Annotated in this window: 10 protein-coding genes; 7 read left to right on the top strand and 3 right to left on the bottom strand. The window is 39.6% G+C overall.

Annotated elements, in window-relative coordinates; genetic code table 11:
• Positions 1 to 4 precede the first annotated feature (4 nt).
• Genes VB732_RS15425 through VB732_RS15405 form a run of 5 tightly spaced genes read left to right on the top strand, consistent with a single transcriptional unit; the run spans position 5 to position 15813 of the window.
• Complete coding sequence (locus VB732_RS15425) at positions 5 to 4654, top strand: type I polyketide synthase (protein ID WP_323231740.1); 4650 nt, start codon at positions 5 to 7, stop codon at positions 4652 to 4654.
• A complete protein-coding gene (locus VB732_RS15420; RefSeq protein WP_323231739.1) occupies positions 4647 to 9206 on the top strand; it encodes a polyketide synthase in 4560 nt (1519 codons plus the stop codon). The genes VB732_RS15425 and VB732_RS15420 overlap by 8 nt, the downstream gene beginning before the upstream one ends.
• Positions 9207 to 9257: 51 nt before the next feature.
• Positions 9258 to 13334, top strand: a complete 4077-nt coding sequence (locus VB732_RS15415) for an amino acid adenylation domain-containing protein (protein WP_323231738.1) — start codon at positions 9258 to 9260, stop codon at positions 13332 to 13334.
• Between the two features lie 34 nt (positions 13335 to 13368).
• The gene (locus VB732_RS15410; RefSeq protein WP_323231737.1) at positions 13369 to 14748 is read left to right on the top strand and encodes a cytochrome P450; all 1380 of its coding nucleotides are present in this window, start codon (positions 13369 to 13371) and stop codon (positions 14746 to 14748) included.
• Between the two features lie 36 nt (positions 14749 to 14784).
• A complete protein-coding gene (locus tag VB732_RS15405; RefSeq protein ID WP_323231736.1) occupies positions 14785 to 15813 on the top strand; it encodes a sucrase ferredoxin in 1029 nt (342 codons plus the stop codon).
• Positions 15814 to 15858: 45 nt separating this feature from the next.
• On the opposite strand, the gene galE is transcribed toward VB732_RS15405, so the two are convergent.
• Positions 15859 to 16845, bottom strand: a complete 987-nt coding sequence (galE, locus tag VB732_RS15400; RefSeq protein ID WP_323231735.1) for a UDP-glucose 4-epimerase GalE — start codon at positions 16843 to 16845, stop codon at positions 15859 to 15861.
• A gap of 223 nt (positions 16846 to 17068) precedes the next feature.
• On the bottom strand, positions 17069 to 19333 hold the full coding sequence (locus VB732_RS15395; protein ID WP_416235751.1) for a family 1 glycosylhydrolase: 2265 nt from the start codon (positions 19331 to 19333) through the stop codon (positions 17069 to 17071).
• A 397-nt stretch (positions 19334 to 19730) separates the two neighbouring features.
• Between VB732_RS15395 and VB732_RS15390 the strand changes: the two genes are divergently transcribed.
• Positions 19731 to 20018, top strand: a complete 288-nt coding sequence (locus VB732_RS15390) for a hypothetical protein (RefSeq protein ID WP_323231733.1) — start codon at positions 19731 to 19733, stop codon at positions 20016 to 20018.
• An 85-nt stretch (positions 20019 to 20103) separates the two neighbouring features.
• Here VB732_RS15390 and glf read toward each other — a convergent pair whose 3' ends face one another.
• Positions 20104 to 22557, bottom strand: coding sequence for a UDP-galactopyranose mutase (glf, locus tag VB732_RS15385; RefSeq protein WP_323231732.1), 2454 nt, complete (start codon positions 22555 to 22557; stop codon positions 20104 to 20106).
• A gap of 791 nt (positions 22558 to 23348) precedes the next feature.
• Between glf and VB732_RS15380 the strand changes: the two genes are divergently transcribed.
• A complete protein-coding gene (locus VB732_RS15380) occupies positions 23349 to 24068 on the top strand; it encodes a DUF4142 domain-containing protein (protein WP_323231731.1) in 720 nt (239 codons plus the stop codon).
• The last annotated feature ends 49 nt before the right edge of the window (positions 24069 to 24117 follow it).

The following is a 24117-nucleotide window of genomic DNA, read 5'->3' as shown; positions in this document are numbered from 1 at the left end:
AACTATGGATAACTTAAATACTTCGCAAAGTTTCAACGATGATGAAATAGCGATTATCGGTATGTCTGGGCGTTTTCCTGGATCAAAAAATGTTGATACTTTCTGGCAAAACCTGCGGGATGGTGTAGAATCGATTGCTTGTTTTACAGATGAAGAACTAGTTTCTGCTGGCATAAATCCAACATTGTTGAATGATCCTAGTTATGTGAAATTAGGTGGTGTATTAGAAGATATAGAGTTATTTGACGCTTCATTTTTTGGCTTTTCTCCCAGAGAAGCCGAAATTACAGATCCCCAACACCGCCTTTTTATGGAGTGTGTTTGGCAAGCTTTAGAAAATGCTGGTTATAACTCAGAAATTTATAGTGGTTCAATTGGTCTGTTTACAGGTGTTGCAATAAGTACATATTTACTGTCAAATTTATATCCTAATCGGGATTTAATGGAATCAGAAGATAGTATTATTATTGGCAATGAGAAAGATTTTTTACCGACACAAATTTCTTATAAATTAAATTTAAAAGGGCCAAGTATTAATGTTCAGACTGCCTGTTCTACATCATTAGTTGCTGTCCATTTAGCTTGTCAGAGTTTAATGAATGGTGAAAGCGATATCGTTTTAGCAGGTGGTGTTTCTGTTGGAGTGCCACAAAAACTTGGTTATCGCTATCAACCAGGAGGAATTCATTCTCCTGATGGACATTGCCGAGCTTTTGACGCTCAAGCAAAAGGAACTAATGGTGGCAATGGTTTAGGTGTAGTAGTTTTGAAAAGATTAGAAGATGCCATTGCTGATGGTGATTTTATTCATGCAGTAATTAAGAGTTCAGCAGTTAATAATGATGGTTTTTTAAAGGTTGGATATACAGCCCCCAGTGTTGAGGGACAAAAGCAGGTAATTTTAGAAGCTTTAGCTTTAGCCGGAGTTGAACCTGAAACTGTTAGTTATATAGAAGCTCATGGTACAGGAACTATCTTAGGAGATCCGATTGAAATTAAGGCACTTACACAAGCTTTTGCTGCTAGCACAAATAAAAAAGGCTTTTGCGCGATAGGTTCAGTAAAAACTAATATTGGGCATTTGAATACAGCAGCAGGTGTGACAGGCTTAATTAAAACAGTCCTGGCATTAAAACATCAAGAAATACCTCCTAGTTTGCACTTTCAAGAACCAAATCCTGAGATAGACTTTGCCAATAGTCCGTTTTATGTCAACACTAAATTATCGGAGTGGAAAACTAACGGCATGCCACGCCGAGCAGGTGTAAGTTCATTCGGAATCGGCGGAACTAATGCTCATGCAATCTTAGAAGAAGCGCCAGTGATTGCAGGTTCGAGTCCGTCACGTCCTTGGCAATTGTTATTACTCTCAGCCAAAACCAGCACAGCCTTGGAAACTGCAACTGCAAATTTAGCTGCTCATTTGGAACAAAATCCAGATATTAACCTACCTGATGTCGCTCATACTTTACAAGTAGGTCGTTGGGCTTTTGAACATCGTCGCGCAGTAGTTTGCCATGACTCAGAAGATGCAGTAGAAACACTAGCTTCTCTCGATCCTCAACGTATTTTTACTTACCATCGAAAATCAAGCCACTGTCCAGTCATCTTTATGTTTTCAGGACAAGGGGCGCAATATGCAAACATGGCACGAGAACTATATGAAGTAGAACCAACGTTTAAAAAACACGTAGATACTTGCGCCAAGATTTTGGAAGGATATCTTAATCTTGATATCCGCTCCCTACTTTATCCCAACGAAGAAGATACTGAAACCGCTTCAAAGCAACTACAACAAACAGCCCTTACCCAAAGCGCATTATTTGTTACAGAGTACGCCCTAGCTCAGTTATTAATGTCATGGGGTGTGCAACCACAAGCAATGATTGGTCATAGTATCGGGGAATATGTCGCAGCTGCGATCGCAGGCGTATTTTCCTTGGAGGATGCTTTACTAATTGTGGCAAAAAGAGGACAACTAATGCAACAGTTGCCTGAAGGAAGTATGCTGGCAGTGGCATTACCAGCAAATAATGTCCAGTTACTATTAAAAGAAAACTTAGAAATCGCAGTTATTAATAGTCCATCTTCATGCGTTGTTTCTGGTACAAAGTCAGCAGTTGCAGAACTGCAAAAGCAATTAATTTCTCAAGAAATTGAATGTCGGCTGTTGCATACATCTCATGCTTTCCATTCGGCGATGATGGAGCCAATATTAGAGGAGTTTGTGCAGTTGGTGAAACAATGTAAACTCCATTCTCCCAAAATCAAGTTTATTTCTAATGTGACTGGGAATTGGATTACTGATACCGAAGCGATAAATCCCAACTATTGGGGTCAACATTTACGCCAAACGGTGAGATTTTCTGATGGCATATCTCAATTGCTCAAACAGTTTGAAGGTGTTTTTCTCGAAGTTGGGCCGGGACACACTTTAAGAACTTTGACGACACAGCATTTGGATAAAAATGCTAAACAACAAGTCTTGAATTCATTGCGCCATGTTAAAGAGCAACAATCTGATATTAGCTTTTTATTACAAACATTAGGTCGCTTATGGCTTTCTGGTATAGATATAGACTGGTCAGGATTTTATGCACACGAGCAACGCCATCGTTTACCTTTGCCTACCTATCCTTTTGAGCGACAACGATACTGGATTGAGCCTCAAAAGCAACAAGATAGTGACGAGCTACGCTTACCCACTCCCGCCTCAATCGGTAAAAAACCTGATATAGCCGACTGGTTTTATATTCCTTTTTGGAAACCTTCTTTACGCCCTGTACAACTCGAACATCAAAAATTAACGTCTCCACAATCTTGTACTTTGGTGTTTATCGATGAGTGTGGCTTGGGTATCAACTTAGTAAAACAATTAGAAAAACAAAATCAAGATGTAGTTACAGTAAAAATTGGTGAAAAATTTACCTTAATAAGTAAGTCTCAATATACGATTAATCCTGAAAATCATCATGATTACGATCTTTTAATTCAGGAACTTATTAAAAACAATAAGTTACCAAAAACAATTGTCCATTTATGGAGTATTACACCAACTATTGACCAAAAATTAGAAATTGTAAAAGTAGAACAAGCCCAGACAACAGGATTTTACAGCCTCCTATATCTTGCCCAAACTTTAGCAAAACAAGAAATTACTGATGATTTTCAAATCACAGTTATTTCTAACAATTTACAGCCAGTGACAGGAACTGAAGTTATTTGCCCAGAAAAAGCTACTTTGCTTGGGCCAATTAAAGTTATACCTCAAGAATATTCAAATATAAACTGTCGGAGTATCGATGTTATTCTTCCTACAAGCGGAAGCTGGCAAGAACAAAAACTTATAGAAAACTTACTGGCAGAATTAACAGTTGCTGATTCTGAAAAGCTCATTGCTTATCGAGGTTTAAATCGTTGGGTGCAAAGTTTTGAGCCAGTGCGATTTGATAAAACTAAGCTAGAAAAGCCGAGGCTTAGAGAAAAGGGAGTCTATTTAATTACAGGTGGACTCGGAGGGATTGGATTTCTTTTAGCAGAATACTTGGCTAGAAATGTACAAGCAAAACTACTGCTGGTAGGACGTTCTGCTTTTCCTCAGCGAGACGAGTGGGAACAATGGCTAGCTACTCATGATGAGACTAACAGTATTAGCTGCAAAATCCGCAAAGTTCAAGAACTCGAAGACTTAGGTGCAGAAGTTTTGGTGGCGATCGCTGATGTCAGCAACACAGAAGAAATGCAAAGTGCGATCGCTCAAGCTGAACAACAATTTGGTTCGCTCAACGGTGTCATTCATGCTGCTGGAATTACTAAAGGTGACTCTTTTGAAGCGATAGAAAAAATAAGTCGCAGCAGTTGTGATGAGCAATTTAAACCAAAAGTACATGGACTTTTAGTATTAAAAAATGTTTTGCAAAATAAAAAACTTGATTTTTGTTTTTTGTTCTCTTCCTTATCGTCTATTTTAGGAGGATTAGGGCATATTGCTTACTCGGCAGCAAATATTTTCATGGATACTTTTGCACATCAACATAATCAGACTGATTCTGTCTCATGGAGCAGCATAAGTTGGGATGGTTGGGACGTTGAAGAATCAAATAAAAAAAATACAAGTTTGACAGAATTAACCATTGATTTCGAGGAAGGGTTAAAAGCTTTTGAAGCTATTTTAAATAATTGTCAATGTGATCATATTGTTGTTTCAACTAGAGAAATTCAAGATAGAATTAAACAATGGATCAAACTAGAATCATTGCAAGAAGAAAAAACCAATCTATTGTTACATTCTAGACCAGATTTGCAGAATCCATATATTGCTCCTCGAAATGAAATCGAGCAAAACATAGCTACTATCTGGCAAGAACTTCTGGGAATAAAGAATATAGGGTTATATGACAATTTTTTTGAATTAGGAGGAGATTCACTTTTACTAATTCAGGTTCGAGATAAAATTCTAAAAATATTAAACAAAAATTTATCAGTTGCCGATCTATTTGAATATTCAACCATAAGTGCTTTGGCTGAATATATGAGTGGAAATAAAATTGAAAAACCAATATTTCAACAAGCTGATGAACGTGCCAGCAAAAAAGAAGCGGCTATGCAGGAAAAACGACAGTTAATGAAACAAAGGAGAAAGATAGATGTCTAATCAACAAATGGACAATTCTATTAAAGGCATAGCCATAATTGGTATAGTTGGTCGTTTTCCAGGAGCAAAAAATGTTGGCGAATTTTGGAAAAACTTGTGCAAAGGGCAAGAATCAATTTCTTTCTTCAGCGATGAAGAATTAAAAGTTTCAGGCGTAGATCCAGCGTGGCTAAGTAACCCTCAGTATGTAAAAGCTGGCGCTAGTCTGTCAGATATTGAGATGTTTGACGCTTCTTTCTTCGATTTTTCGCCAAGAGAAGCTGAAATCATCGACCCCCAACACCGTATTCTTCTTGAATGCGCTTGGGAAGCATTGGAAAATGCTGGTTATGAACCTGGATCTGATAAAGGTTTGACTGGTGTTTATGTGGGAACCAATATGAGTAATTACTTTATGAGTAATTTGAGTTCCCACCCTGAATTGATGAAATTGACGGATTTAATTGCATACGGCAACAGTCAGGATTTTGCTGCCACACGAGTTTCATATAAATTGAATCTGAAGGGGCCAAGCATCAATATTCAGACTTCTTGCTCTACATCATTAGTTGCTGTTCACTCAGCTTGCCAAGGATTGCTCAACTACGAGTGCGATCTGGCTTTGGCAGGTGGTATTTCTATAGAATCTCTCCAAAAGCAAGGTTATTTTTATCAAGAAGGGGATATAACTTCTCCTGATGGTCACTGTCGTGCCTTTGATGCTCAAGCAAAAGGAACTATTTTCGGGGATGGAATAGGTCTGGTTGTCCTTAAGAGATTAGAAGATGCTTTGACAGAAGGTGATCATATTTACGCAGTAATAAAAGGTTCAGCCATCAATAACGATGGCGCAGCTAAGGTAGGTTATACGGCTCCTAGTGTGGTTGGTCAAGCTGAGGTCATTGCCGAGGCTCAGGCGATCGCAGGGGTTGCTCCAGAAACCATCACTTATATTGAGGCTCACGGAACTGGTACAGCCTTGGGAGATCCTATTGAAATTAGTGCTTTAAAAAAGGCGTTTGCAGCCCGCACTCAACAAAAGGGATTTTGCGCTATTGGTTCGGTAAAAACCAATATCGGGCATTTGAATACAGCAGCAGGTGTAACAGGATTAATTAAAACAGTCCTGGCATTAAAACATCAAGAAATACCTCCTAGTTTGCACTTTGAACATCCTAATCCTGAGATAGACTTTGCCAATAGTCCGTTTTATGTCAACACTAAATTATCAGAGTGGAAAACTAACAGCACACCACGCCGAGCAGGTGTAAGTTCATTCGGAATCGGCGGAACTAATGCTCATATCATCTTAGAAGAAGCGCCAGTAATCGAAGCTTCGAGTCCGTCACGTCCTTGGCAATTATTATTACTCTCAGCCAAAACCAGCACAGCTCTAGAAACTGCAACAGCGCAACTTCGTACTCATTTGGAGCAAAATCCAGATATTAACCTACCTGATGTTGCTCATACTTTACAAGTAGGTCGTTGGGCTTTTGAGCATCGTCGCGCAGTAGTTTGCTATGACTCAGAAGATGCAGTAAAAACATTGGCTTTCCTTGATCCTCAACGTATTTCTAGTTATCACCATAAGTCAAGTCACTGTCCAGTCATCTTCATGTTTTCAGGACAGGGAGCGCAATATGCAAACATGGCGCGAGAACTGTACGAAATTGAATCAGTATTTGCTAAACACGTAGATACTTGCGCCGAGATTTTGCAACCATACCTTAATCTAGATATCCGTTCCCTACTTTATCCCAACGAAGAAGATACTGAAACCGCTTCAAAGCAACTACAACAAACAGCCCTCACCCAATCAGCGTTATTTGTTACAGAGTACGCCCTAGCTCAGTTATTCATGTCATGGGGTGTGCAACCACAAGCAATGATTGGGCATAGTATCGGGGAATATGTTGCTGCTGCGATCGCAGGTGTATTTTCCTTAGAGTCTGCTTTACTGATTGTGGCAAAAAGAGGGCAATTAATGCAACAGTTGCCTGAAGGAAGTATGCTAGCAGTGGGATTACCAGCAAATAATGTCCAGTTACTATTAAAAGAAAACTTAGAAATAGCAGTTATTAATAGTCCATCTTCATGTGTTGTTTCTGGTACAAATTCAGCAGTTGCAGAACTGCAAAAGCAATTAATTTCTCAAGGGATTGAATGTCGCTTGTTGCATACATCTCATGCTTTCCATTCGGCGATGATGGAGCCGATATTAGAAGAGTTTGTGCAGTTGGTGAAACAATGCAAACTCCATTCCCCAAAAATCAAGTTTATTTCTAATGTTACAGGCAATTGGATTACTGATACCGAAGCGATAAATCCCAACTATTGGGGTCAACATTTACGCCAAACGGTGAGATTTTCTGATGGCATATCTCAATTAATAAAGCAGTTTGAAGGTGTTTTTCTAGAGGTGGGGCCAGGAAGAACTTTAAGCAATTTAACGACACAGCATTTGGAGAAAAATGCTAAACAACAAGTGTTGAATTCATTGCGTCATGTTAAAGAGCAACAATCTGATATTAGCTTTTTATTACAAACATTAGGTCGCTTGTGGCTTTCTGGTGTAGATATAGACTGGTCAGGTTTTTATGCTCACGAGCAACGTCATCGTTTACCTTTACCTACCTATCCTTTTGAGCGACAACGATACTGGATTGATGTCAAATCACTATCGCCTTCTTTAAAAAATAAGCAAAATATTGCCGACTGGTTTTATATTCCTTCATGGAAACGCTCTTTGCTGCCTAATTTATTCAACTCTCAAAAAGAATCGTGGCTATTTTTTACTGATAACTTGGGAATAGGTGAGGAATTAATTAATCGATTGATTCATCAAAATATAAATATCATTACGGTTAAGCAAGCAGAGCAATTTAAAAAACTGAGCGATGGAGTTTATACGATTAATCCATACAAATATGCAGACTATGAAGCTTTGTTCCAGGAGCTAAATTCGCATGGTAGAATACCCCAAAACATCGCTTATTTATGGAGTATTAACAAACTTGAAAATCGGCAATCGAAAAAATATTTAGAATTTAATAGTCTTTTGTTCGTAACACAGAGCTTTAGTAATTTAAATATTAACAGCGACTTACAGCTTTGTATTATATCAAATAACATTCAAGATGTTAATGGTAATGAAAAACTTGACCCTGAGAAAGCAGTTATATTAGGTTTATCTAAGGTAATTCCTCAAGAGTATCCTAATATTACTTGTCGATGTATTGATGTTGGTTTTACGAACCGCAGAGACGCAGAGAACACAGAGGGAAGAGAAAGAGATTATGACAGTATTATTATTGAGCAACTAGTAAATGAATTAACGGCTGTATCTTCAGATTTGGTTGTTGCTTACCGCGATTCATATCGCTGGGTACAAACATTTGAGCCAATTCCTTTAGAGTCCAGAGATGAAGAAAAAACACCATTGAGAAAAGAGGGTGTTTACCTATTCCCTGGTGGTTTAGAAAGTATAGAAGTTGTAATTGTAGAATATTTAGCAAAAGCTCTACAAGCAAAACTCATATTTATTGAGGATTCAGATTTTCCAGAAAAGAATGATTTTTCGCAATGGCTAGAAACTCATCCTCAGCAAGATGAAGTGAGTTCCAAAATTCAAAAATTAGTAGCTTTAGAAAAATTAGGTGCTGAAGTGTTCGTTATCCCTATAGACACAAGTAATGAGAAACAAATTCATCAAAGCCTTTCATCTGAGAATATTGGTCAAATTAACGGGGTGATTTATTCAACTGGAATCAAAAGCGAACATATCTTTGGCTCAATTCCAGAAATTGACAATATAGAATCGGAAAAATTATTCGAGTTTCAACGTGATAGACTTCATATATTAGAACAAATCTTAGAGAATCAAAAGTTAGATTTTTGTATCATTTTTTCTTCTTTATCTTCCATTTTAGGAGGATTTGGATTAGGTTTACATTCGGCAGCTAATCATTTTGTAGATACTTTTACAACCCGACACAATCGAAACAATTCTTTGCCGTGGTATCTTATAAACTGGGATGAATTAGAAATAAATTCCAGTCAATCATCTGGGCCAGAATTAGGGATTGGTGCTACGGAAGCTATAGAAGTATTTAAGCGAATATTTTCTCTAGAGAGAGGAACTCAGATTTTAATTTCTCCAGTAGATATTAATACTAGAAAAAATTACATAATTAATGTTGATCGTCTAGAAAATTCCAAAAATTTAACTAAATTAGAGTCATCCTCACGTTATTCTAGACCTAATCTTAGTAATGCCTATATCGCTCCAAAAAATGAGTTGGAAAAGCAAATTACCGAAATATGGCAAGAGGTACTTGGAATTACAGAAGTTGGTATCTATGATAACTTCTATGATTTAGGGGGAGATTCATTGATTGCAACTCAATTAGTTTCTCGATTACGAGCAAAATTTCCTGTAGACTTACCGCTACGAGAATTCTTATTGCAAGCAATGATCCCAGCTAAACAAACAGAAATGATTGAAGAACTTCTGTTAGAAAGAATAGAAGAATTATCTGAAGAAGAAGTCGAGTTACTTTTAAATAATTCATAATACCTGCATCAATCAGTAAGTAAGCGAAGTAGTTCACGAATAATTATTACTATGAATAAACAATCTTCTAATTTATCACCTGCGAAAAAAGCCCTTTTAGAGAAATGGAAGGGAGGAAAATCTAAAACTGATACTATTCCCAAACGTCAAACATCTGAAAATATTCCCTTATCTTTTTCTCAACAAAGGTTATGGTTTATTGACCAACTTTATCACGGGAGTGCTTTCTACAATATTCCTATTGCTTTCCATATCAAAGGACAACTGAATATTACAGCGCTTCATCAAAGTCTGAATGAAATTATCAATCGTCATGAAGTTTGGCGGACAAATTTTCAACTTATAAATGGAGAACCATCGCAAAAGATTCTAGCCCAATCAACTTGCGATTTACCTATCATTAATCTTGAACACTTATCAGGTCAAAACTGGGAATCTGAGGTGAAGCAACTTGTAGCAGAATCAGCAAAAAAACCTTTTAATTTAGCTAAAGAACTTTTAGTCAGAGCAACTTTACTGCACTTAAGTCAAGAAGAGCATGTTTTGCTTGTTACTATGCATCACATTATTACAGATGGATGGTCTTGTGATGTGTTCCTGCGGGAGTTGTCAACGCTGTACGCTGCTTTCTCTACAAATCAGCCTTCCCCCTTACCCGAACTTACCATACAGTATGGGGATTTTGCAATTTGGCAACGCGATCGCATTCAAGGTGAATTCCTTGCAACTCAACTAAATTATTGGCAGCAACAACTTCAAGGTGAGCTACCCATACTACAATTACCTACAGACCGTCCACGCCCTACCGTTACATCTTTTACTGGTTCCAAACAATATTTTACATTATCAAAATCTCTAACTGATGCATTGAAACAATTGAGCCAGCAAGCAGACGCTACATTATTTATGGGTTTGCTGGCAGCATTTAATATATTATTAAATCGCTATACAGACCAAGAAGACATTTTAATTGGTTCTCCAATTGCGAACCGCAACCGAGCCGAATTAGAAGGGATGCTGGGCTTATTTGTGAATACTTTGATATTACGTAATAACCTCAGTGGTAATCCCACTTTTCGGGAATTTCTCCATCGAGTGCGTGAGGTAACTCTCGATGCTTATGCACATCAAGATTTGCCCTTCGAAATGCTAGTAGAAAAATTGCAACCCGAACGTGACTTAAGTCGGAATCCCCTTTATGAAGTCATGTTTGTGCTGCAAAATACTCCAACGACTGTGCAAGAAGTGTCTGGTTTAACTTTGCGTACTTTGGAATTTGATAGTGGTACGGCTCAACTTGATATTTTCTTATCAATGTCTGAATCCCAAGAAGGATTAACAGGGTGTTTGGAGTACAATACAGATATTTTTGACTCAACAACTATTATCCAATTTATCAACAATTTTCAAACTTTGTTGGCAAATATTGTTGCTAATCCAGAGCAACATTTGAGTGAGTTATCCCTGCTAACACCTTCTGAGCAAGAACAACTATTATTTAAGTTTAATCAAACTCATGTTAATTATCCTCAAGATGTATTTTTGCATCAATTATTTGAGGAACAAGTTCAACTAACACCAGATTCTCTAGCATTAACTAGCCACTCTGAAAAACTTACTTATCGTCAACTTAACCAGAGAATTAATCAGCTTGCACATTATTTACAAAAACAGGGTGTCAGAAATGAAACCCTCGTCGCTATGTGTCTGGAACGTTCTGTAGATATGGTGGTGGGAATTTTAGCTGTCCTCAAAGCTGGTGGTGCATACATTCCCCTTGATCCTACTTATCCAGTTGAACGTCTAAGCTTTATGCTATCCGATTCTCAAGCATCGGTGCTAATTACCCAACAACAGATATTAGAAAAAATATCATTATCTTCAGCTAAAACTGTTTGTTTAGATATCCACCAAGATGAAATTGCTCAAGAAAGTCAAGAAAATCCCACTAACACTGCTGGTAATTTAGCCTATATTATTTATACTTCAGGCTCAACTGGTACTCCTAAAGGCGTTCTTGGCACTCATCGCGGTACAATCAATGGCTTACACTGGCTCTGGAAAACTTATCCTTTCACCCCAGGAGAGATTTGTTGTCAGAAAACTGCTATTAGCTTTGTAGATTCTATTTGGGAAATTTTTGCTCCTTTACTTAAGGGAATTCCACTTGTAATTATTAATGATGTAACTGTAATAGACCCGCAATTATTTATAGAAACTCTGGCGCATCACAAAGTTACTCGGATAATACTTGTTCCCTCATTACTGCGTTTACTTCTAGATAATTACAGTCATTTAACTAATAAATTATCAGAGCTAAAACTTTGGATAACTAGTGGAGAAGCACTATCAATCAAATTAGCTCAAAATTTTCGAGACTTAATGCCATTTGCCAAACTAATTAACCTTTACGGCTCATCAGAAGTTTCTGCAAATGCCACCTATTACGACACCAGTTTATTCCCCGAAGAAGGAAACAGTATTCCTATCGGTCGCCCTATTGACAATACCCAAGTCTATGTGTTAAATCGCTACTTAAAACCAACACCTTTGGGATGTATTGGTGAACTTTACATTGGTGGTGATGGATTGGCGATGGGTTATTTACATCGTCCTGAATTAACCCACGAAAAATTTATTGATAACCCCTTTATTTCAGGAACAAAGCTTTATAAAACGGGTGATTTAGTTCGTTGTCTCAAGGATGGGAATCTGGAGTATTTTGGTCGCCGCGATGAACAAGTAAAAATTAGAGGCTTTCGAGTAGAATTAGGCGAAATTGCCACTGTCATTACACAGCATCCAGATGTCCAAGAATCTGTTGTAATTACCAGCAACGATCTTCAAGGTAATCCGCGTTTGATTGCTTATTTGGTAACAAATAAACCAGACATATCTCTACAAATCTTGCCTTATTTGCAACAGAAATTGCCTAATTATATGTTACCTTCTGCCTTTGTTGTACTGGATGCACTACCACTTACACCTAATGGCAAAGTAGACAAGCGTTCTCTGAAAACCGACGAAGTTATTTGCTCAAATACTACTCGCAGCTTTGTTGCTCCTCGTAATTTCACAGAGTTATCATTAGTAAAACTTTGGGAAAATATCTTAAATACTAACCCGATTGGGGTGACAGATAGCTTTTTTGACTTAGGTGGGCACTCATTTTTAGCTGTACGCTTAATGGCTCAAATTCATGACAGATTTGAGCATAATCTTCCTCTATCCACTCTTTTTGAAAATCCCACAATTGAACAACTAGCAACCATTGTTAGTCAGCCATCCCGTCAGAGTTCTAACTCTCCTTTAGTTACAATTAACTCCTCTGGTTCTAAGATACCTTTTTTCTGTATACATGGTGCTGGTGGAGGTATTAGTCACTACTTTAACCTATCCAGAAGACTTGGTGAAGATTATCAATTTTATGCATTGGAGGATACCCAAGATCGAGACAAACCAGAAATTAGTTCAGTGGAAGAAACAGCAACTCGTTACCTGAAAGAAATTCGTCAGGTGCAACCAAATGGCCCTTATCTTTTAGGTGGTCATTGTTACGGGGGTGTACTTGCTTTTGAAATAGCCCAGCAATTGCAAAGCCAGGGTGAAACTGTAAGTTTATTAGTTGTTATCGATGCCATATTATCAGAAACACACATTGAATTTACAAAAGATGATGATGCAAAATTTTTACTCCGTATGGCTGAATCAATAAAAACTGATAATAATATAGACTTTTCAGTACCTTTTGAAGAACTACGAGATTTGCCATTAAATGAGCAGCTTCATTTGATTAATAAAAAAGCAAACTTCATTTTTAGCGATACAGAAATTAAAGATTTTCTCCGCCATTATAAAGGTTTCAAAGGTCATGTCCAAGCAATGCGAAATTATATTCCAAAGGTTTATTCTGGCAAAATGACTTTATTGCGAGCGAATGAGGCTATAATTCACGATTTTGAAAGTTCAGAATGGTATACTGACGATCCATTTCTAGGCTGGGGTAAATTTTCTCAACAGCCTATAGAAGTAATTGAAGTTACAGGCGATCATTTTTCGATGTTTGTCGAACCTTATATTCAAGACTTAGCTAAAAATCTTAGAAGTTGTATCGATAATGTTGTGTGAAATCTGTTGTAAACAATGCGAGTAATAAATACTAATGAAACTACCCCCAAAACCTAGAACTCCTTCTTGGTTACTATATCTACAATTTGAGGCTAATCCATTTGCCTATATGGATGCTATTTTTAAACGCTATGGTGACATAGTAATGATAACGCTTGGTTCTACACCCATAGTTTATGTTAGTAATCCTTTAGGTAACAAGCAAATTTTTACCAATACTAAAGAAATTACAGCTTCTGGAAAATTGAACCAAGATTTCGCTTTATTCACAGGAAATCAAGGAGTTCTTCAGCTAGATGGCTTAATTCATAAAAATCGGCGTAAGTTACTAATGCAGGCTTTTCATGGAACACGAATGCAAGCCTGTGGGCAAAGTATCTGCGAACTTACGGAAAAAATTATGAATCAACAAATGGTTGGCAAACCTTTTGTTGCTTACCCAATCATAGAAGAAATTACTCTGCCAATAGGTATAGAGGTTGTGCTGGGATTACGTGAAGGCGAACTCTACAATAAAATCAAACATTTGTTTGTTTCGATGTTCAAGTTTGAGCAATCCAAACTCTTTCAATTTATATCAAAATTACCTTTAGGAAACCAAGATTTAGGTCGGTGGAGTCCCCAAGGATATATGCTTGATCTTCGAGAGAAGATTTTTGAATTGCTATATTCGGAAGTTAAAGAACGTCGTCGAGTGGCTGATTCTTCACGCACTGACATGCTTTCTGATTTAATATTTGCTCATGATGAAACAGGTGAGCCATTAAGTAATGAAGAGGTGCGTGACCTACTTTTGTCACCCATATTCGCGGCTCAAGATGCTTCAGCAACTGCAATTAGTTGGTCACTATATTGGATTCACCGTTTACCTGCTATTCACAAACGACTGCTTGAAGAAATTGATAGCCTTGGTGAAAACCCAGACCCGATGAGCATTATTGCACTACCTTATCTAAGCGCTGTTTGCAACGAAGCCTTACGAATTTATCCAACTCAGTTGTTTGCATTTCCCCGATTAGTAGAATCTCCTGTTGAAGTGATGGGCTATGAATTACATCCCGGTACAGTACTTATTAGTAATATTTATTCAACGCATCAACGCGAAGATTTATACCCAGAGCCAAAAGAATTTAAGCCAGAACGCTTTTTAGAAAAACAGTTCTCACCTTACGAATTTCTCCCTTTTGGGGGTGGTTCTCGTGTTTGTATTGGTGGAAGTTTTGCCTTATTTGAAATGAAGCTTGTATTAGCAACAATTATATCACGCTATCAATTAGAACTAGTAAGTAAACGGCCAGAACGCCCCAAGTTTGGCGGTCTTCTTTGCTCCCCTGCTAGTGGTGTAAAAATGATCCTGCATGGACGGCGGAAACATCAAGAGCAGTCAAAACTGTCAGTTTTTAGTTCAGTTTAGTAAATTTTAATGCAATACCAAGGAAATCTGCTGTACATGCATCAAAACACTCACCAATCCCTTACAACAGATTGTCGTTTTTGCTCATTAGTTTCTAAAGCCAACGGAGAAGATCCTATTGGTACAGCAGGGGCTTCTGACTATTGGCTAATTATGGAAATCCCCCAACCTTGGCCGGAAGAAATTTATTATGAAAATCCAACAATTAAGGCATTAATAAGTTTGTTCCAAGAGGTTGAGGAGCAGGGAATCAACATACGACCAATGTTAATTGCCCCTGATAGTGAGTACTCTCACCCTGGCTTTACCCGTGTGCTGTACTACTATCGTCCTGCCAAATTATTTTTTCAGTTTGAGAAACAAGAGTTTGTTGTTCCAGAACAGAAAGCAACTGTTCTAGTAACGGCAATACTCAAACAGTTGATGCAACAGCCCAACGATTTATCACAGTTTCACGAGTATGAGCAACAAACGAGTCACATTCGTGAACTCATGGTTTGCACCCATGCTCAAGTTGACCTTGCTTGTGGGAGATTTGGCAATCCTATATATCGGCGATTGCGTAAAGAATATGCTCCACTTTCTCAAGGAAAGTTAAGAGTTTGGCAAACCAATCACTTTGGTGGTCATCAATTTGCCCCCACTTTAGCTGATTTTCCCCAAGGGTGTTTCTGGGGACATTTAGAACCAGAAGTCCTTAATTTATTAGTAAACAGAGATGATTCGGTTTTTGGTCTGCGTCAGTTTTACCGAGGATGGGCAGGTTTGAGCAAATTTGAGCAAATTGCTGAACGCGAAATTTGGATGCAATTAGGTTGGACTTGGCTTCACTACTTGAAAGTTGGACAATTGCTTGCAATAGAAGAGGTTGCTCAAGGAGAAGAAGATGATGCTGATTGGGCAGAAGTTCGGATTGATTTTACAGTTCCAGGTAGCAATGAATCAGGTGCTTATGAAGCTAGAGTTGAAGTTTGTGGTCAGGTGATGGTTGCATTGAACTCAGCAAAAGAGATGGAACTAAAAGCAGTTAAGCAGTATCATGTTAGCCGTTTAGTTAAGATATAAGATTTAGAGGGAATCCCACGCTTTTAAGCGCAGGATTGTAACATCCTATCTATGCCGTTGTTGATGCCATTGCCAAGCATGGGTGAGGATTTCCTTAACGTTGGGATACTGGGGATGCCAACCCAAAACTTTAGTTGCTTTGTCGCTGCTCCCAACTAAAATAGGAGGATCGCCTGGTCTGCGATCGCGTTCCTCTATTTTGATTTCTTTGCCTGTTACTTCTTGAGCAGTTTCTATCACTTCTCTGACGGAAAAACCACTGCCATTACCCAAATTAAATACTTCGCTTTCTCCACCTTTGAGTAGATATTCCAAACCCAAAATATGAGCTTGCGCCAAGTCAGTTACGTGAATATAATCCCGGATACAAGTACCGTCTGGGGTAGGGTAATCAGTGCCGAAAATAAAAATAGATTCGCGTTTACCCAAAGCAGCTAATAGTACCAATGGTATAAGGTGAGTTTCAGGTTCATGGTCTTCACCTAACAACCCATTGGGATCAGCACCGGCAGCGTTAAAGTAACGGAAACGTACAGATTTTAAATTGTAAGCTGTATCAAAATCAGATAAAATTCGTTCTACCATCCACTTGCTAGTAGCGTAAGGACTAATGGGATCTTGCGGATGTTCTTCGGTAAGGGGAACAAACTTTGGTACACCATAAAGGGCACAGGTAGAAGAAAAAATAAATTTCTTAACTGACGCAGCAAGCATTGCCTCTAAAAGTGTCAGGGTTCCTGCAACATTATTTTGGTAATATTTAGCTGGGTCGGTGACAGATTCACCCACGGCAATATAAGCAGCAAAATGCATTACTGCCTCTATATTGTGAGTTGAGAATATGTTATCAAGCAGGGCGCGATCGCTCATATCGCCAACAATCAACTTTATCTGCAAAACATCTTCTACAAGTTCACGATGTCCATTGGATAGATTATCCAGAACAATTACTTCATAACCTGCATTTTTCAGAGCTAATACAGCATGGGAGCCAATATATCCGGCTCCTCCCGTTACTAAAATGGTTGACATAATTGGGGCTTGGGGGTAAAGATAAATTTGGTTAATATAAGCAATCCTGTTTGATTTGTGAAAATTCTCAGTGTCCAGATCCCCGACTTCTTTAAGAAGTCGGGGATCTAACTTTTCACGAATGATTTAGGACTGCTGTAGATGGTTGTAGTGAGGACTTTAGTTTTCAAAGAAGCACGCTTTGTGATTACTACAAACTCATCTAAATTAATGATATGAACCACTAGATTCTTTCTTCCAAGTAGCGAGAAATTGCATGGTCAAGGGATGGCATAAATTCACCTCGGCTGCTACCAAGAACGCTGTAAGTTGGGCGGGGAGCAGTTAAACCAAGTTGTTCTGTAGGCACAGAAACCAGATTGGTGATACTGACTCCAGCTTGTTTAGCCGCTAACCGCGCGAAATCAGCCCAAGCGATCGCACTCTTATTCGCCAAATGCCACAGCCCACACTCGCCGTCAATTAATAAATCTAGGCTGGCATGAACTAAATCTGGTACATAAGTAGGTGAAACAATTCCATCCTCTGCGGCAATGAAATTATTACCAGCACTAAGCTGACGCAGAGCGATCGTGACAAAATTATACTCATCCCACGGGCCAAAAAATGCACTTGTGCGAATCACCAGTGATGCAGGATAAGCCTGCAATACCAGCTTTTCTGCCAAAACTTTGCTGCACCCATATACATTAAGAGGGGCAACAGTATCAGTTTCAACATAAGGATTAGATACAGCACCATCAAATACTAAATCTGAGGAAAAAGTCAGCAGTGGCACGTTATGTTGAGCGCAAGCGGCAGCTAGAATCGCTGGGCCTTCGGCGTTCACCTGTAAGCAAACATGGGGTTCATTTTCGGCATCGTCCACCCGCACGTATCCGGCAGCGTTCACAACCGCCCACGGCTTCAACTGGGTAAGCGCCGCATCCACAGAGGCAGGATCGGTAATATCCATTTCTTGGCGCGTCAGCAGTTGATATGAAATTCCGCGCACTTCGCACAACCGAGCAAAAGCCTTTCCGAGAGTTCCTCTAGCACCGACGATCGCCAGAGGACGAGGAGAGGCGGGGGGCATTGAGGAAGTTTTTTTCCTCGCTTTCCCTATCATTGCACTGCAACTTATTGCAGGGTATAAGAGGCGCTGTTGTCGATGCCACCAGCCAGGGGTTTCAAGTAGCGGATGATTTAGTTCATGCCCATTTGCTAGATTCTGCACCATTTTTGCGATCGCTGTTGGTCGAGGATGTGGCGATTCTCCAGAGGAGACGCTACGCGAACGCAAATCAAATACCCCTGGCTCGTAGTAGCCGCTAGCTTTTGTAACTAAACTATTCCAATCGTAGCTGCCAAGGAGCGCCCAAACAGTGACAGCGCGGATATCCACACCCTCAGCTTGTAATTCTTTTGCCGCATTCCACACCTCATAAAGCCAGCGTAGCTGCTCCTCACGGGTGCAGCTAATATGAGCTTCGGTGACAGCAAGGGGCAGGTGATAGCGTTCCCATGTCTCTAGTAATAATGTACGTGGGCCTGCCAAACCCTCAGCACAAACTCGCACCGCCTCTACATCTGCATACTTGTCATGTCCATTACCGCCGTGCGTCCAAGCTGGATAATTTTCTGTATGCTCATCCAAAAAACGTTCGCTGGTTAAATAATGGTTAATCCCGATGATGTCAGGAGGACAGGTATTTTGCAAAAATGTCTCAAGTTCAGCCTCACTAATACCACACTTCTTTAAGTAACCCCACATTGAATGAGTCGGGTTAATTCGACCGCATAATAAATCAAGGCTCAACCAACGGCGATCGTTCTCAAATTCTGCTTGATATTCTAGTTTAGGTGTACTGTAAATCTTACCTAAATCCTCGGTTTGCACTAGTTGAGCGCTAGGGTTGACTTCCCGGATTGCCTTCATTGCCAAGGCTACTGCGCGACACTCTCCCAACAAAGCACGGGCGAAAGTTAAATCATCCCGCCCGTGAGGATACCAGTGACCATACATTCCACTGAATCGCGCCGTTGTCAATGGCTCGTTTACAGGTGTGTAATGTGTGACCCAAGGATAGCGATCGGCAACCGCACGCGCAAACACTGCTAGTTTCTCTGGAAATTCTGGGTCTACCAAACTCGTATCTCGTGGGCCACTACCATGATGCACTAATCCCACAATTGGAAGGATGCCAAGTTCGCGCAAGCGCCCCAGCCTTTCATCAGGCCAAGACCAATCGGCATTTTCTAGCCCATTAGGTGCTATCTTCTCCCACAATACAGGGTAGCGGATAGCTTTTATCCCTAGTTCTGCAAACAAATCTAAATCATTTAAGCGCGTTGCATGACCATTGCGTTCCAACTGGTCTAAATACTCATCACCCACGCGATTAACTGTACACTCTACACCAGCCCACACTTCCAAGGGGAGTTGTGAATTATTCTCTCTCAAAACGTTATTTGTCACGTCTTCACTTGAGTTAAAGAAAAAAGACATAATTTACACAACTAAAGCTTTTATTACTTTTATCAAGACTTACGCAAACAATAGCCGAAACCTCATTTTCAGGTACGGGCAATTCGTGAATTGCCCGTACAGCGTGTAATTTTGCGTAAGTCTTACTTTAATAGTTCCGCGTTTTGATAACGCAGATATAATATCTATCACTTGCGGATGTTGACCACAAAAGCATGAAGAAAAATACAGAATTCAGAATCAATTAGTGAAATACTCAGATCCAACAGTTTCTTATAGCGGTTCTCGTTTAGGTGAGGTACACCCGTAGGGGCACGGCACTGCCGTGCCCCTACACCTCGTGATGTAATGCTCTACCACATCTGAATGGGAACCGCTATGGTACAGCTTTGCATAAAATCGTAGCGTTGCGTTTTTAATGCAAGGGGATGCATTAGGATTGTCAATCGATGCATTAGGATTGTCAGTCGATGCATTGGCATTGTCAGACGATGCATTAGCGTTGTCAACCGATACGTTGCCATTGTCAGACGATGCATTAGCGTTGTCAGGCAATACATTGCCATTGTCAGGCAATACATTGGCGTTGTTAGTTGATGCATTGGCATTGCAGGGTATTGCCAAATTTAATTCGCTACGAATTAATGAAATGCTGTACTTAGTAACCACTAAATCATCTGCCAGTCACATAAAATTGCCAACCTGACTTTTGTAGAGACGCAATTCATCGCGTCTCTACTTTAAAAAAGTGTAGGCTGGGCAGCAGCTGCCCACGAGCAACATCAAAAAACTTAAGCCTTAACCGCTATTTGTTTGTATGTTGCTAAAGCCTGCGCCACACAATGATCCATGTTGAGATATTTGTATGTAGCTAGCCGTCCCACAAAATGCACACCTGGTGTTGACTCAGCCAAGGCTTTGTATTGTTTGTAAATTTCCTGATTTTCAGGACGTGGCACTGGATAATAGGGGTCGCCCTCTGCCTTGGGAAACTCGTAAACAATACTAGTTTTGGAGTGTTCCTGTCCGGTTAGGTACTTAAATTCGGTGATGCGGGTATAAAGTTGTTCGTTGGGATAGTTAATTACTGGCGCTGACTGAAACACAGGGGTGTGATGCGTTTCGTGTTTGAAATCCAATGAGCGATAGGGTAGTTTACCGTAGCGACAATCAAAAAACTCATCAACTGGCCCAGTGTAAACCATCTCGCGGCAGGGTATAGCCTTCTCGATTTCGCGGTAATCGGTGTTGAGCATTACCTTAATGTTCGGATGATTTAACATATTCTCAAACATCCGGGTAAAGCCGTGCAGTGGCATTGCTTGGTAACTATCTGTGAAATATCGGCTGTCGCGGTTGGTACGGGTGGGAATTCGGGCAATTACTGTTTTGTCAAGCTCTGAAGGATCGAGTCCCCATTGCTTGCGAGTGTAGTTTTTGAAGAATTTTTCGTAAAGTTCTTGACCAACTTTACTAATCACTACATCTTCAGAGGTACGGATGTGTTCTCTCGGTTCTGCAACTGACTGAAAAAATTCTTCTGCTTGGAATGAGTTGAGGTTCATTCCATAGAGTTTATTGATGGTGTCAAGGTTAATGGGGATGGGAACGAGTTGTCCATCTACGCTGGCTAGAACGTGATGTTCGTAAGAACGCCAAGCAGTGAACTGTGAGAGGTATTCAAATACTTCGCGGGAACTGGTATGAAAGATATGAGGGCCATACTTATGTACGAGAATCCCGTGGTCGTCGTAATGGTCGTAAGCATTACCGCCAATGTGGTTGCGCTTGTCTACAACCAATACTTTTTTACCGGAATGTCTCGCCAAGCGATCGGCGATAACGCTGCCAGAGAAACCTGCACCAACAACTAAGTAATCAAATATAAAGTCTCTGGTAACGATGCTTGGTGCTTCTGGGATATCTGTTGAGATGGGAGATTTCCCATTTTTACCATTAGTTGTGGTATCTGGTGTGGTTGCGATCGCAGAATCGATCAACTGCATCATAGATCCCCAAGTCCGATCCCAAGAAATCTGCTCTAAGAATGCATCTACCCGACTCAACCATCCTGATGCTGGGGTATCTTCTTGCAATGCTTGTTCTGCTGCGGCAACGAAATCTTCAGTCGTGTCTGCAATTCGTACTAGCTTCAAGTCTCCATAAGGACGCACCACATCTCGAATCGAGGTAGAGACTACAGGTTTACCTGCGGCTAAATACTCTGGTGTTTTAGTCGGGCTAATAAAACGTGTTGACTCGTTTCGCGCAAACGGCAACATTGCCAAATCCCAACCCCCTAGATATACTGGCAAGTCTTTATAGTCTTTACCACCGAGATAATGAATATTTTCATGCTGTGGCAGAGTTGCTGGGTCTATTTTCACAACCGGCCCAATTATGACTAAATGCCAATCAGGACGAGCCTCGGCAATTCCAGCTAGTAATTCAATATCCATCCGCTCATCAATTACACCAAAGAAGCCAAGGCGGGGATGAGGAATATTTGCTTGATCTGCTGGTTCTTCTTTAACGGTTCTTCCTTGGCCAAAGTGGGGTACATCTACACTACTGGGAAAGGCATAAACGTTTGGATGCTGGTTTACCTTACTTTCGTAAAGGCTTTGTCCGCCTGTAAATACTAGGTTTGCTCGACGAAATAGTTCTGCTTCATAGTTCTTTAAAGTAGGGGATGCTCCTTTAAAGGCAGACAATTCATCCATGCAATCGTAGATCACAGCTTCAGGTTCTAAATGGCTTGCCCATGCGATCGCCATTGGCGTATAGTACCAACAAATGTACTTAGAGATATTATGTTCTGCAAATAACCTATCAAGCAGTACTTTTATATCTGCGTTTACTGCTTCTTCACTTAAACCTTCTGGTAAATATGGAACAACAACTATTACTCCACTTTTGTCTTCACTAATATCCAATCGCCCCAATGGTTCCCGGTTAAAAATTGGCTCCTCAATAAAGAACACCCTCTTTTTTTGAGCGCAGCGACTTAAAAGATGTTGTGGTCTTTGATATACAAAATTCCAACGCAGATGAGATAAGCAAACTATATCAGGTGTATCGGTAAAAGCTTTTGTTGACCGAGAGTTTTTGTTGAATGAGGATAAATTTTTTGATGTGCCTAGCGATTGTGATTTCGCTGTCTCGGATGATTTTGCTTCGTTTACCGTTGGTGACACGATATGACTCACACCGTTGTTTTGTAATTGCACTTTATTGCTTGACATAGATTATTAACTCAACTTGCAGAATATTGGACTAACAAGTTCTGTTTCTCGTAAGAATTAGTCTTATTATTTGCTTTTTTTAATTACATATTCATCTATCTAAATATAGTAATTAAAAACTACTGTATTATTCTTAAGTATTAAAATTATAACGTTAACAATACTTAATTCTATGTTATTTTTAACTAAATATATAATTAGATATACGCCAAAAGGCTTATATGAACGTTACTTTTGTAAGTAAAGATTAAAACAAAGTAAATTAGAAGTATAAAAACATTAACTGGTTTAAGTATCCACTACAATAGTTACAGATCAGAAATATTTGATGATGTCCAATCCAAAAATTATTAATAAATTCTGATACTAAACCAGTTTAAGCAAGGCTTCCACTCGATTTATCCTTCAAATAATAGGATATTAACAATTCAAAACTAAAGACATTAAATTGTATATATATAAATTTTAGACTTCTTGGCGATCGCCTAAACTAACTAATATTGTGTAATTTGTCTGGTCTGGATAGTGACTTTTGAGCAATTGCTCAACAACATGGTTTATATCGTTTGATTGGATAAAGTTGATTTGAGAAAAAATTACCTTTTATTTGGGGTTCTAAACATGCCTCAAGAAAGATGGATATTTATCCCAAGGACAAGAGTATTGGAAATAGCGTAATTTTCCAGGCATATTAGGTTCTTTGCACAATCATCAATCTCGCAAAAAAATTTTGAGCAAACGATCTAGTGGAAATACACGCTGGTTTAGCCAAGCTTTCTTAGGAACGGATCATGATTAAACGAACCTTAGTTACTATTGCTCTCGTTGCAGTCGGATTTTTCGTCTCATTGGGATACTCAGCATTACTTCCAAATAGTGAGTTTGTGAACGCTCAAACCAATCGAACAACACCAACCCAAAATACCCAAGTTAACGAGGTTGATCGGCAGTTCATTATAGATGCAGGTCAAGCAGGCTTAGGTAACATCGCGCTGGGGCAATTAGCATTGCAGCGCTCGACTAATCCTCAAGTCAAACAATTTGCTACAGCAGAGATTCAAGAGCAAACACAGGTGAAAAATGACTTGACACGGATTGGTTCACGATTAGGTGTAAATCCTCCCAATGCTCCTGCGCCAAAATTTCGAGCAGGACAGGCGCGACTGTCTCAGCTACAGGGCGATCGCTTTGACCAAGCCTATATGGATGAGGGCGGTGTAAATGCTCATCTGGAAAACGCAGCCCTTTTCCAACGCGAAGCAGCACTTGGGCAGAATCCCGACCTTGTAGCATTGGCGAATCGCGGATTACCAACCATCAGGAGCCATTTCAACACTGCTAGTGCGATCACAAAATATCAATTCAGCCAGGTTGCACGGACATATAATAATCTGCCTACTAATTCTGGTGCATCAGTCCCTCAAGGCAATACTAGACGTACAGAAGGAGGCGATAGCCTACCTGAAAACAATCCTTCGCCTACAGGAGGAGGTACTAGAATACCTCAATAAAACACTATATCTACAAGAACTGATAGTAGCAAAGTAAGGGCATAGCAAT

Origin of the sequence: Nostoc sp. UHCC 0252 (assembly GCF_034931145.1) — a bacterium.
Taxonomy (GTDB): Bacteria; Cyanobacteriota; Cyanobacteriia; order Cyanobacteriales; family Nostocaceae; genus Nostoc.
The sequence above is the reverse complement of the archived record's forward strand: the minus strand, read 5'-3'. Positions and strand labels throughout refer to the sequence as shown.